11 protein-coding genes are annotated in these 12620 nt (G+C 56.5%); 5 read left to right on the top strand and 6 right to left on the bottom strand.

Going from position 1 to position 12620, the window contains the following annotated elements; translation table 11 throughout:
* Window positions 1-27: 27 nt before the first annotated feature.
* The 5 genes from mnmE to rpmH form a co-directional block, all read right to left on the bottom strand.
* Window positions 28-1392, bottom strand: coding sequence for a tRNA uridine-5-carboxymethylaminomethyl(34) synthesis GTPase MnmE (gene mnmE / locus AC1VYI_RS24395; RefSeq protein WP_021242672.1), 1365 nt, complete (start codon window positions 1390-1392; stop codon window positions 28-30).
* Between the two features lie 72 nt (window positions 1393-1464).
* The gene (yidC, locus tag AC1VYI_RS24390; RefSeq protein WP_134866988.1) at window positions 1465-3108 is read right to left on the bottom strand and encodes a membrane protein insertase YidC; all 1644 of its coding nucleotides are present in this window, start codon (window positions 3106-3108) and stop codon (window positions 1465-1467) included.
* A 2-nt stretch (window positions 3109-3110) separates the two neighbouring features.
* Window positions 3111-3368 (bottom strand): membrane protein insertion efficiency factor YidD, encoded by a 258-nt coding sequence (yidD, locus tag AC1VYI_RS24385; protein ID WP_001307474.1) that lies wholly within the window; start codon window positions 3366-3368, stop codon window positions 3111-3113.
* Complete coding sequence (gene rnpA / locus AC1VYI_RS24380) at window positions 3332-3691, bottom strand: ribonuclease P protein component (protein WP_032640303.1); 360 nt, start codon at window positions 3689-3691, stop codon at window positions 3332-3334. Before rnpA ends, yidD begins: the two co-directional genes overlap by 37 nt.
* A gap of 16 nt (window positions 3692-3707) precedes the next feature.
* Complete coding sequence (gene rpmH, locus AC1VYI_RS24375) at window positions 3708-3848, bottom strand: 50S ribosomal protein L34 (protein ID WP_000831330.1); 141 nt, start codon at window positions 3846-3848, stop codon at window positions 3708-3710.
* Window positions 3849-4447: 599 nt separating this feature from the next.
* Between rpmH and dnaA the strand changes: the two genes are divergently transcribed.
* Genes dnaA through gyrB form a run of 4 tightly spaced genes read left to right on the top strand, consistent with a single transcriptional unit; the run spans window position 4448 to window position 10460 of the window.
* On the top strand, window positions 4448-5842 hold the full coding sequence (dnaA, locus tag AC1VYI_RS24370; protein ID WP_127851067.1) for a chromosomal replication initiator protein DnaA: 1395 nt from the start codon (window positions 4448-4450) through the stop codon (window positions 5840-5842).
* 4 nt (window positions 5843-5846) lie between these two features.
* Window positions 5847-6947, top strand: coding sequence for a DNA polymerase III subunit beta (dnaN, locus tag AC1VYI_RS24365; protein WP_023309804.1), 1101 nt, complete (start codon window positions 5847-5849; stop codon window positions 6945-6947).
* A complete protein-coding gene (recF, locus tag AC1VYI_RS24360; RefSeq protein WP_023309805.1) occupies window positions 6947-8020 on the top strand; it encodes a DNA replication/repair protein RecF in 1074 nt (357 codons plus the stop codon). Before dnaN ends, recF begins: the two co-directional genes overlap by 1 nt.
* 28 nt (window positions 8021-8048) lie before the next feature.
* The gene (gene gyrB / locus AC1VYI_RS24355) at window positions 8049-10460 is read left to right on the top strand and encodes a DNA topoisomerase (ATP-hydrolyzing) subunit B (RefSeq protein ID WP_134866987.1); all 2412 of its coding nucleotides are present in this window, start codon (window positions 8049-8051) and stop codon (window positions 10458-10460) included.
* 34 nt (window positions 10461-10494) lie between these two features.
* Here gyrB and AC1VYI_RS24350 read toward each other — a convergent pair whose 3' ends face one another.
* A complete protein-coding gene (locus AC1VYI_RS24350) occupies window positions 10495-11430 on the bottom strand; it encodes a LysR family transcriptional regulator (RefSeq protein WP_134866986.1) in 936 nt (311 codons plus the stop codon).
* 110 nt (window positions 11431-11540) lie between these two features.
* Between AC1VYI_RS24350 and AC1VYI_RS24345 the strand changes: the two genes are divergently transcribed.
* Entirely contained in the window at window positions 11541-12566 is a 1026-nt protein-coding gene (locus AC1VYI_RS24345; RefSeq protein WP_134866985.1) for a zinc-dependent alcohol dehydrogenase family protein, read from the top strand.
* The last annotated feature ends 54 nt before the right edge of the window (window positions 12567-12620 follow it).

Below are 12620 nucleotides of genomic sequence, written 5' to 3'. Positions count from 1 at the left end.
GAGGAAATCACCATCAGCGATCGGGCCTTACTTACCGATACAGAAGCTCGAGAAAATCCGTCCCAGCAGATCGTCCGACGTAAACTCCCCGGTGATCTCGCTCAGATTCTGCTGCGCCAGACGCAGCTCTTCCGCCAGCAGTTCACCCGCCCACGCGCCGATCAGCTGCGCTTTACCCTGAACAAGGTGGTTTGCCGCCTCTTCCAGCGCCTGCAGGTGACGACGACGCGCCAGGAAGCCGCCTTCCATGCTGGTATCAAAGCCCATGCTCTGCTTGAGATGGTTACGCAGGTCGTCAACGCCTTCACCGGTACGCGCCGACAGGCGAATCAGTGAGTGACCATTCACATCGCTGATGCCCAGCGTTTCGCCGGTGACGTCCGCTTTGTTACGCACCACGGTGATCGGCAGTTTAGCCGGCAGACGGGCGATAAAGTCTGGCCAGATCTCAGCCGGGTCAACGGCGTCGGTCGTGGTGCCGTCCACCATAAACAGCACACGGTCAGCCTGTTCGATCTCCTGCCAGGCGCGTTCGATACCGATGCGCTCAACCTCGTCGCTGGCATCGCGCAGGCCGGCGGTGTCGATGATGTGCAGCGGCATGCCGTCGATGTGGATGTGCTCGCGCAGCACGTCGCGAGTGGTGCCGGCAATGTCGGTTACGATTGCCGCTTCACGGCCCGCCAGGGCGTTCAGCAGGCTTGATTTCCCGGCGTTAGGGCGTCCGGCAATCACCACCTTCATCCCTTCGCGCAGCAGGCTGCCCTGGCGCGCTTCGGCGCGAACGGCGTCGAGATCGGCCATCACCTGGTTGAGCTGCGCTTCGATTTTACCGTCAGAGAGGAAGTCAATCTCCTCGTCCGGGAAGTCGATAGCCGCTTCCACGTAGATCCGCAGGTGAGTGAGTGCTTCCACAAGGTGATTTACGCGGGCGGAGAATGCCCCCTGCAGCGAGTTCAGGGCGGAGCGGGCCGCCTGTTCAGAACTGGCGTCGATCAGGTCTGCAATCGCTTCTGCCTGCGCCAGGTCGAGCTTGTCGTTGAGGAAGGCACGCTCGGAGAACTCGCCCGGCTTCGCAATGCGCAGGCCCGGCAGGGTCAGGATACGTTTTAACAGCAGGTCGAGGATAACCGGGCCGCCGTGGCCCTGCAGCTCCAGCACGTCTTCGCCGGTGAAAGAGTTCGGGCCGGGGAACCACAGCGCAATGCCCTGGTCCAGCGGCGTGCCGTCGGTATCTTTAAACGGCAGGTAATCAGCGTAGCGCGGCTTTGGCAGTTTACCCAGCACCGCTTCGGCCACCTCGCGCGCCTTCAGGCCGGAGATACGCAGAATGCCTACACCACCGCGTCCCGGTGGGGTTGCCTGGGCGACGATAGTGTCGTTATGGCTCATGGTTGGTCTCGTTCAATACAAATAAAAAAGGCGGTCAATCGACCGCCCTTATTTTAGCGTTAACTTACCGAATCAGGACTTTTTCTTTTCGCGGCTATGCAGGCCACGTTTTTCCAGACCACGGTAAATCAGCTGCTGCTGGATGATGGTCACCAGGTTGCTGACGATATAGTACAGCACCAGACCTGACGGGAACCACAGGAAGAACACGGTGAAGATGACCGGCATAAAGGTCATGATCTTCTGCTGCATCGGGTCGGTCACGGTGGTCGGCGACATCTTCTGGATGAAGAACATCGTCACGCCCATCAGGATCGGCAGGATGTAGTACGGGTCCTGTGCGGACAGGTCATGGATCCACAGTGCGAACGGCGCGTGGCGCAGCTCAACGGAACCCATCAGCATGTAGTACAGCGCAAGGAAGATTGGCATCTGAATCAGCAGCGGGAAGCAACCACCCAGTGGGTTTACTTTCTCTGCTTTGTACAGGGCCATCATTTCCTGGCTCTGACGCTGTTTGTCATCCCCCAGACGCTCACGCATAGCCTGAATCTTCGGCTGCAGCATACGCATCTTCGCCATGGAGGTGTACTGCGCTTTAGTCAGCGGGTACATGATGCCACGAACGATGAAGGTAATAACGATGATGGAGAAGCCCCAGTTACCCAGGAAGCTGTGGATGAACTTCAGCAGCTTAAACAGCGGCTGAGAGATGAACCACAACCAACCGTAATCAACGGTCAGATCCAGGTGCGGCGCAACAGCGGCCATTTTGTCCTGAATTTCCGGGCCGACCCACAGGGTGCTTGCCATCTTACCGGTTTGACCCGGCTGAACCAGAACCGGCTGAGATTTGTAGCCGATGGCTGCAAGACCGTTGCCCAGGTTCGCGGTATAGAAGTTATTCGTACCGTCGTTGTTTGGGATCCAGGCCGTAGCGAAATACTGTTGCAGCATCGCAACCCAACCGCCTTTGGAACTAACGTTCAGGTTTTCGTTATCCGCAATGGTGTCGAATTTGTATTTCTCATACTTCGCGTCTGGCGTGGAGTACGCCGCGCCACGGAAGGTATGCAGCGCAAAGTTGCTGCTTCCGGTGTCACGGTGAGACGGCAGATTGATGGACTGCTTCAGCTGGCCAAAGGTAGACAGTTCCAGCGGTTTCGCACTGGCGTTCTGTACGCTGTAGCCCACGTTCACCGCATACTCACCGCGTTTCAGGGTGAAGGTTTTGGTGAAGGTGTTGCCTGCGGCGTCGGTATACGTCATCGGGATCGCGAGTTCGTTCTGACCATCAGCCAGCACAAAGGTGTCGCTCTCGACGTTATACAGTGGACGCGCACCGTTAGCCGGGTTATCCGGGCCATCACGACCGGTCAGGCCACTCTGCGCCTGGTAGATAAATTCAGGCGTGGTTTCCAGTAACTGGAACGGTTCGTTAGACTTCAGCTCTTTCGGGTAGGTCAACAGCAGCGCCTGCTCAACATCACCACCACGGGTGTTGATTGTCAGCTCAAGCACATCGGTCTTAACCGTAATCTGTTTCCCCTGGCCACTGGCCGGTACGCCCTGGTCGGCGGCGCTACCCGCTGCGGTGGTCGTAGTCTGCGTGGTCTGCTGCTGGGGTTGAGGATTTTTATCCTGCTCCCATGCCTGCCAGATCATGAAAGACACGAACAACAAAGCGATGATAAGAAGATTGCGTTGCGAATCCATCGTTAGTGTTCTCTGGTATCAAAGGGTCCTGGAGGGACGGGGTCGTCTCCACCGGGGTGTAAAGGGTGGCATTTTAATACGCGTTTCACCGTCAACCAACTGCCTTTTATCACTCCAAACCTGCGCAATGCCTCAATTCCGTAGCTTGAGCATGTTGGTGTGAAACGGCAGTGCGGCCCGAGTAGCGGACTAATCAGGCGTTGATAGACCCGAATGAGGGCTATCAGGACCCGTGAGCCAGGCGACAGTGGCGGCGCCATAATTTTTCCAACGCTTCCGAGAGAGCACGGTTATCGAGGTCGGCAACCCCTTTCTTCGCCACCACCACGAAATCCATTGAAGGCAGTTCGTGCTGACGTAAACGGAAGCTTTCACGCGTCAGACGTTTAATCCGATTGCGTTCATGCGCACGCTTAACATTTTTCTTGGCGACTGTGAGACCGATGCGGGGATGCCCCAGCGAATTTTGGCGGCCGAGGATGGTGATTTGCGGCGTGCCAGCCCGTAGTGGCTGCTGGAAGACGAAAGTGAAATGAGCGGGAGTTAACAAACGTAACTCCCTGGGAAATGCTAGCTTAACCACTCAGGGGTTAGCTTTATTACTTGGAAACGGTCAGACGAGCGCGGCCTTTAGCACGACGACGTGCCAGAACCTGACGACCATTTTTAGTAGCCATACGAGCACGGAAGCCGTGAGAACGGTTGCGCTTCAGTACAGACGGTTGAAAAGTGCGTTTCATGGCGATTTCTACCTAAACTTGAATAAATTCACTGACTTTTGCGTATACCCGAACGAGTTACGAACGACTAACGCCTCAGCGTGGGTGATTAAAGAGGCCGGATTGTAATAATTGTACACTCCGGAGTCAATTCTCTTTCCTTATTTCCCGCGTATTTCCGCACGTTTTCGCGTGGAAAATGAGCAACGGACGACGCAGGAAGATGAGCATCACGCGCCGGGTCGAGGATTATACGGCCTCGCCAACAAAGCGCAAGGATCGTCCCGGATCTTCGTTAGATCATTTAAGCAATAAATTGTCTGTGCTCATTAATTTTTCCAATATGCGGACTAAATCGTGGGGCACTGGCGCCAGGATCGTTTACACTTATCCGGTTCCGGATCTTCCTGTGGATAAATCGGGAAGAATCTGTGAGAAACAGAAGATCTCTGGCTCAGTTTAGGCTATGATCCGCGGTCCCGATCGGGATCCCAGGATCCTGGTCAGGATAAATTGCAGATAGCAATTCGCACGTCCCCCTTTACACAGGGTCATGTCGATGTGCGCCAACAATCATGAATATTCAATAGTTTTCTTTTATTGTTCGAGTGGAGTCCGCCGTGTCACTTTCGCTTTGGCAGCAGTGTCTTGCCCGATTGCAGGATGAGTTACCAGCCACAGAATTCAGTATGTGGATCCGCCCGTTGCAGGCGGAACTGAGCGATAACACGCTGGCTTTGTATGCGCCAAACCGTTTTGTGCTCGATTGGGTAAGGGACAAGTACCTTAATAACATCAATGGACTGCTGAACGATTTCTGCGGGTCTGATGCCCCGCAGCTGCGCTTTGAAGTGGGTACAAAGCCGGTCACCCAAACCGTTCGTGAAACCGTGAACGTAGCAGCACCTGCTCAGGCCGCGCCTGCTCCGGCCCCTCGCGTCGCACCCGCTCGTCAGGGCTGGGATAATGTCCCCGCACCGGCTGAGCCAACCTACCGCTCTAACGTTAACGTGAAACACACGTTCGATAACTTCGTTGAAGGTAAGTCGAACCAGCTGGCGCGCGCGGCGGCTCGTCAGGTTGCTGATAACCCTGGTGGGGCCTACAACCCGCTGTTCCTTTATGGCGGTACGGGTCTGGGTAAAACGCACCTGCTGCATGCGGTGGGTAACGGCATTATGGCGCGCAAGCCCAATGCCAAAGTGGTGTATATGCACTCCGAACGCTTCGTTCAGGACATGGTAAAAGCCCTGCAAAACAATGCGATCGAAGAGTTTAAACGCTACTATCGTTCTGTTGACGCGCTGCTCATCGATGACATCCAGTTCTTTGCCAATAAAGAACGATCGCAGGAAGAGTTTTTCCACACCTTTAATGCCCTGCTGGAAGGCAATCAGCAGATCATTTTGACCTCGGATCGTTACCCAAAAGAGATCAACGGCGTTGAAGATCGTCTGAAATCCCGCTTCGGCTGGGGCCTGACGGTGGCGATCGAGCCACCAGAGCTGGAAACCCGCGTCGCGATCCTGATGAAGAAAGCCGATGAAAACGACATTCGCCTGCCGGGCGAAGTGGCGTTCTTCATTGCCAAGCGTCTGCGCTCCAACGTGCGTGAGCTGGAAGGGGCGCTGAACCGCGTTATCGCCAATGCCAACTTCACCGGTCGTGCGATCACCATCGATTTTGTGCGTGAAGCGCTGCGAGATTTGCTGGCATTGCAGGAAAAACTGGTCACTATCGACAATATTCAAAAGACGGTGGCTGAGTACTACAAGATCAAAGTGGCAGATTTACTGTCTAAACGTCGTTCCCGCTCGGTGGCGCGTCCGCGTCAGATGGCGATGGCGCTGGCTAAGGAGTTAACCAACCACAGTCTGCCGGAAATCGGGGATGCGTTTGGTGGCCGTGACCATACGACCGTGCTGCACGCTTGTCGCAAGATTGAGCAGTTACGCGAAGAAAGCCACGACATAAAAGAAGATTTTTCCAATCTAATCAGAATATTATCATCGTGACGCTATGAAATTTACCGTTGAACGTGAACATTTATTAAAACCGCTGCAACAGGTGAGTGGCCCATTAGGTGGCCGCCCAACGCTGCCTATTCTCGGAAACCTGCTGCTTCAGGTCGCGGACGGTACGCTGTCGCTGACCGGTACAGATCTGGAAATGGAAATGATCGCGCGCGTTACGCTGACGCAGCCGCACGACGCGGGCGCGACCACGGTTCCGGCACGTAAATTCTTTGATATCTGCCGCGGGCTGCCGGAAGGCGCTGAAATCGCCGTGCAGCTGGAAGGCGACCGTATGCTGGTGCGCTCTGGCCGCAGCCGTTTCTCGCTCTCCACGCTGCCTGCTGCGGACTTCCCGAACCTGGACGACTGGCAGAGCGAAGTTGAATTCACCCTGCCGCAGGCGACGATGAAGCGTCTGATTGAAGCCACGCAGTTCTCCATGGCACATCAGGACGTCCGTTACTACTTAAACGGCATGCTGTTCGAAACCGAAGGTGAAGAGCTGCGTACCGTAGCCACCGACGGCCACCGTCTGGCGGTCTGTTCTATGCCGATTGGCGACGCGCTGCCAAACCATTCGGTGATCGTGCCGCGTAAAGGGGTGATTGAGCTGATGCGTATGCTCGACGGCGGCGACACGCCGCTGCGCGTGCAGATCGGCAGCAACAATATCCGCGCACACGTGGGCGATTTTGTCTTCACTTCGAAGCTGGTTGACGGTCGTTTCCCTGATTATCGCCGCGTATTGCCGAAGAATCCGGACAAAACGCTGGAAGCAGGCTGCGACAGCCTCAAGCAGGCCTTTGCCCGTGCGGCCATTCTCTCAAACGAGAAATTCCGCGGCGTGCGCCTGTACGTGAGTGAAAACCAGATCAAAATCACCGCTAACAACCCGGAGCAGGAAGAGGCAGAAGAAATTCTGGACGTCACCTACGCCGGAACCGAGATGGAAATCGGCTTTAACGTCAGCTACGTGCTGGATGTGCTGAATGCGCTGAAGTGCGAGAACGTGCGCATTCTGCTGACCGACTCCGTTTCAAGCGTACAGATTGAAGATGCCGCATCACAGTCGGCTGCTTATGTTGTCATGCCAATGAGACTGTAATGTCGCTCACCCGTCTGTTGATCCGCGACTTTCGCAATATCGAAAGCGCGGATCTCGCTTTATCCCCTGGCTTTAACTTCCTGGTTGGCGCAAACGGCAGCGGCAAAACCAGCGTGCTTGAGGCCATCTATACGCTCGGCCACGGTCGGGCGTTTCGCAGTTTGCAGATTGGTCGCGTCATTCGCCACGAGCAGGAATCCTTTGTCCTGCACGGGCGTTTGCAGGGGGCGGAGCGGGAAACCGCCATCGGCCTGACCAAAGACAAGCAGGGCGACAGTAAGGTGCGCATCGACGGCACCGACGGCCATAAAGTGGCGGAGCTGGCGCTGCTGATGCCAATGCAGCTGATTACGCCGGAGGGGTTTACTTTACTCAACGGCGGCCCCAAATACAGAAGAGCATTCCTCGACTGGGGATGCTTTCACAACGAAGCCGGTTTCTTTAACGCCTGGAGCAACCTGAAGCGTCTGCTCAAGCAGCGTAACGCTGCACTGCGCCAGGTTACCCGTTACGCCCAGCTGCGTCCGTGGGACATGGAGTTAATCCCTCTCGCGGAACAAATCAGCAACTGGCGTGCCGAATACAGCGCAGGTATCGCCGAAGACATGGCCGACACCTGCAAACAGTTTTTACCCGAGTTCTCTCTCACCTTCTCCTTCCAGCGCGGCTGGGAGAAAGAGACGGATTATGCTGAGGTGTTAGAGAGAAGCTTCGAGCGCGATCGCATGTTGACCTACACCGCGCACGGCCCGCACAAGGCGGATTTCCGCATTCGTGCCGACGGTGCACCGGTGGAAGACACGCTGTCGCGCGGGCAGCTCAAGCTCCTGATGTGTGCGCTGCGCCTGGCACAGGGAGAGTTTCTCACCCGTGAGAGCGGAAGACGCTGCCTGTACCTGATAGATGATTTTGCCTCGGAACTTGACGACGCGCGGCGCGGGCTGCTTGCCAGCCGCTTAAAAGCCACGCAGTCGCAGGTTTTCGTCAGCGCCATTAGCGCTGAACACGTTATAGACATGTCGGACGAAAATTCGAAGATGTTTACCGTGGAAAAGGGTAAAATAACGGATTAACCCAAGTTGAAATGAGCGAGAAACGTTGATGTCGAATTCTTATGACTCCTCCAGTATCAAAGTCCTGAAAGGGCTGGATGCGGTGCGTAAGCGCCCGGGTATGTATATCGGCGACACGGATGACGGCACCGGTCTGCACCACATGGTATTCGAGGTGGTAGATAACGCTATCGACGAAGCGCTCGCGGGTCACTGTAAAGACATCGTGGTCACCATCCATGCGGATAACTCCGTCTCCGTCACCGATGATGGTCGTGGCATCCCAACCGGTATTCACCCGGAAGAGGGCGTCTCTGCCGCGGAAGTGATCATGACCGTGCTGCACGCAGGCGGTAAGTTCGACGATAACTCCTATAAAGTTTCCGGCGGCCTGCACGGCGTAGGCGTCTCCGTGGTTAACGCCCTGTCGCAGAAGCTGGAGCTGGTTATCCAGCGCGAAGGCAAGATCCACCGTCAGCTCTATACGCACGGCGTGCCGCAGGCACCGCTGGCCGTTACTGGCGATACCGACAAAACCGGTACCATGGTGCGTTTCTGGCCGAGCCTCGAAACCTTCACCAACGTCACCGAATTCGAGTATGACATCCTGGCGAAACGCCTGCGTGAACTGTCGTTCCTGAACTCCGGCGTCTCTATTCGCCTGCGCGACAAGCGTGACGGCAAAGAAGACCACTTCCACTACGAAGGCGGTATCAAGGCGTTCGTTGAGTATCTGAACAAGAACAAAACGCCTATTCACCCGAATATCTTCTATTTCTCCACCGAAAAAGACGGTATCGGCGTGGAAGTGGCGCTGCAGTGGAACGACGGTTTCCAGGAAAACATTTACTGCTTCACCAACAACATTCCACAGCGTGACGGCGGTACGCACCTTGCAGGCTTCCGTGCGGCGATGACCCGTACCCTGAACGCCTACATGGACAAAGAAGGCTACAGCAAAAAAGCAAAAGTCAGTGCCACCGGTGATGACGCCCGTGAAGGCCTGATTGCCGTTGTCTCCGTGAAGGTGCCGGATCCGAAGTTCTCCTCACAGACCAAAGACAAGCTGGTCTCTTCCGAGGTGAAATCGGCGGTTGAACAGCAGATGAACGAACTGCTGAGCGAATACCTGCTGGAAAACCCGTCCGACGCGAAAATCGTGGTGGGTAAAATTATTGATGCGGCGCGTGCCCGTGAAGCGGCGCGTAAAGCCCGTGAAATGACCCGTCGTAAAGGCGCGCTGGACTTAGCAGGCCTGCCGGGCAAACTGGCTGACTGCCAGGAACGCGACCCGGCGCTGTCCGAACTGTACCTCGTGGAAGGGGACTCCGCGGGCGGTTCTGCGAAGCAGGGCCGTAACCGTAAGAACCAGGCTATCCTGCCGCTGAAGGGTAAAATCCTTAACGTTGAGAAGGCGCGCTTCGACAAGATGCTCTCTTCTCAGGAAGTGGCGACGCTCATTACCGCGCTGGGCTGCGGCATCGGCCGTGATGAGTACAACCCGGACAAACTGCGCTACCACAGCATCATCATCATGACCGATGCGGACGTCGACGGCTCGCACATTCGTACGCTGCTGTTGACCTTCTTCTATCGTCAGATGCCTGAAATCGTTGAGCGTGGCCACGTCTACATTGCACAGCCGCCGCTGTACAAGGTGAAGAAAGGCAAGCAGGAACAGTACATTAAAGACGACGAAGCGATGGATCAGTACCAAACCGCAATCGCCCTTGATGGCGCAACCCTGCACGCGAACTCGCACGCCCCTGCACTGGCCGGCGAGCCGCTGGAGCGTCTGGTGTCCGAGTTCAACGCGACGCAGAAAATGATCACGCGTATGGAACGCCGCTATCCGAAAACGCTGCTGAAGGAGCTGGTTTATCAGCCAACCCTGACCGAAGCCGATCTGAGCGACGAGCAGACCGTGACCCGCTGGGTGAACGCCCTGGTGACCGATCTCAACGAGAAAGAGCAGCACGGCAGCATGTGGAAATGCGATATCCAGCAGAACGCCGATAAGCAGTTCGAGCCTATTATTCGCGTGCGTACCCACGGCGTTGATACCGACTACCCGCTGGAACACGAGTTTGTGACCGGTCCGGAATACCGCCGTATCTGCACGCTCGGCGAGACGCTGCGTGGCCTGATCGAAGACGATGCGTTCATCGAACGTGGCGAACGTCGTCAGCCGGTAGCCAGCTTCGAGCAGGCGCTGGACTGGCTGGTGAAAGAGTCTCGTCGTGGTCTTGCGATCCAGCGCTATAAAGGTCTGGGTGAAATGAACCCGGAGCAGCTGTGGGAAACTACCATGGATCCGGAAAGCCGCCGCATGTTGCGCGTCACCGTTAAAGACGCGATTGCTGCGGACCAGCTGTTCACGACCCTGATGGGCGATGCGGTTGAACCACGTCGTGCCTTCATCGAAGAGAACGCCCTGAAAGCGGCAAATATCGATATTTAATCGTCGTTATACCGCACGATAACTGGCCGCGCTTTTAGCGCGGCTTTTTTGTGGGCGCAGGCATATCCAGCGACATCACGGACGGTAAACGGCTCGCCAGCGTATCTATCGCTATTCTTACCCTCAGCGGCAGATGCGGCGTCTGCTGCCACACGGCATGAACGTTGAAATGCACATCCGGTGCCTGCTTTAAGAGCGGGACGAGTTTACCCTGGTGAATATCTTTGACGACCATCCAGCAGGGCAGCCATGCAATGCCGTGTCCGGCCAGCGCAGCGTCGCAGATCGCCTGCAAATCATCCATATTGAGCGACGATCGGGGCGTAAAGGTGTGCGACGTTCCTTCGTTATCCATCAGCTGCCAGGACAACACTCTGCCTGCGCTCAAATAGTTAATGGCCGTATGCTGGGATAAATCATTAACGCTTTGTGGCTGGCCTTTCTTCAGCAGATACTCCGGCGCGGCGCACAGCACCATGCGGTGTTCTCCCAGCTTTCTGGCGACCAGCACGCTGCTGTCGTGAAGCGTGCCGTTACGCACCGCCATATCAAACCCTTCCTCGACCAGATCCACCACGCGGTCGCTGAATGACATTTCCAGCTCAAGCCCGGGGTGTTCCTGAGCCAGCGCTATCAGCAGCGGGGCGACACACTGGCGGCCAAACAGCACCGGCATGGAAATGCGCAGGCGACCGCTGACCTGCTGTTTCCCCGTCTCAAGCAGCGATTCCGCACTCCGAATCTCCTCCAGCGCGCGCAGGCAGCGTTCATAAAAAAGGGCGCCGTTATCGGTCAGACTCTGGCTGCGGGTGGTGCGCTGAAAAAGACGTACCCCCAGCCGTTGTTCAAGGCGAGCGATGCTTTTTCCGACCGCCGAGCGTGACAAATGCAGACGAATGGCGGCCTGCGCAAAACTTCCCGCCTCAACGGCGGCCACAAAAACAGGAATATCCTTCAGCGTATCGGTCATCGATTGTATCTGTTATGGCGTCAATAAAGAGAAAACTTATCGCCACTGGCGACCTTTAGTCAACGGTAGACTGTCAGGACTAAAGCTCATCTGATGGCAGGAGAAATTAAATGACAGAGACAATGCAACGCTGGTCCATGGATGCCCTCGGGCGCGAGAACCTCAAGCTGACTCAGGCGCCCGTCCCACAGCCGGGCCCGGGTGAAGTGCGCGTGCGGGTGAATGCCGTTGCGCTTAACTATCGCGATAAAATGGTTGTTGAAGGCACAATGCCGATTCCGCTTTCCTTCCCGTTTACCCCGGCATCTGACATGGCGGGCGTGGTGGACAGCATTGGTGAAGGCGTTACGCGCTTCCAGCCCGGCGCGCGCGTCATCTCAACCTTCTTCCCGGAGTGGATCGACGGTAAGCCGCAGGCGGACGCGCGCAATCTGCCCTATAAAACGTCCGGCGGATACTTTCAGGGCATGCTGTCCGAGTATGTGATTGTGAATGAAGGCGCGCTGGTGGCCTCCCCGGAGACTCTGGATGACGCCGAGGCCAGCACCTTACCCTGCGCAGGGCTTACCGCCTGGTTTGCGCTGGTGGAACGTGGCCAGCTGCGCGCCGGTCAATCGGTGCTGGTGCAGGGCACGGGCGGCGTGGCGATATTCGCCCTGCAAATCGCAAAAGCGCACGGGGCGGAGGTTTTTGTCACCTCGGGGAGTGATGAAAAACTGGCGCTGGCCAAAAAGCTGGGAGCCAGCCAGGGCATCAACCGTCTGAAAGGCGACTGGGCGGAAAATACGCTGGCGCTCACGCAGGATCGCGGCATCGACCATATTATTGAAACCGTAGGCGGAGAGAACCTGAAGCATTCCCTGAGCGCCGTTGCCGTTCACGGACGTATCTCCGTCATTGGCGTGCTGGCCGGGACGGAGATTACGCTCTCTGCTGGCGAACTGCTGCTGAAATCACCCGTCATTCAGGGGATTGGCGTGGGGCACCGCCGGGCGCTGGAAGATTTTGTCCGCGCAGTTGACGTCACGGGGCTGAAGCCGGTGATAGAGCATCGCTACCGTTTTAACGAGCTTGAACAGGCGTTTGAACACCTCGATCGCGGCGCGTTCGGTAAAATAGTTCTCACCCGCGAGTAAGCCTTCGTTCCCCGGAATCAGCGTAAAAGGGGCATTCCTGTTGCGCAATATAGC

The sequence above is a fragment of the Enterobacter sp. QK-SA4 genome (assembly GCF_056856775.1).
Note: the sequence above shows the minus strand (reverse complement) of the source record. Positions and strands in the feature narration are given on the sequence as shown.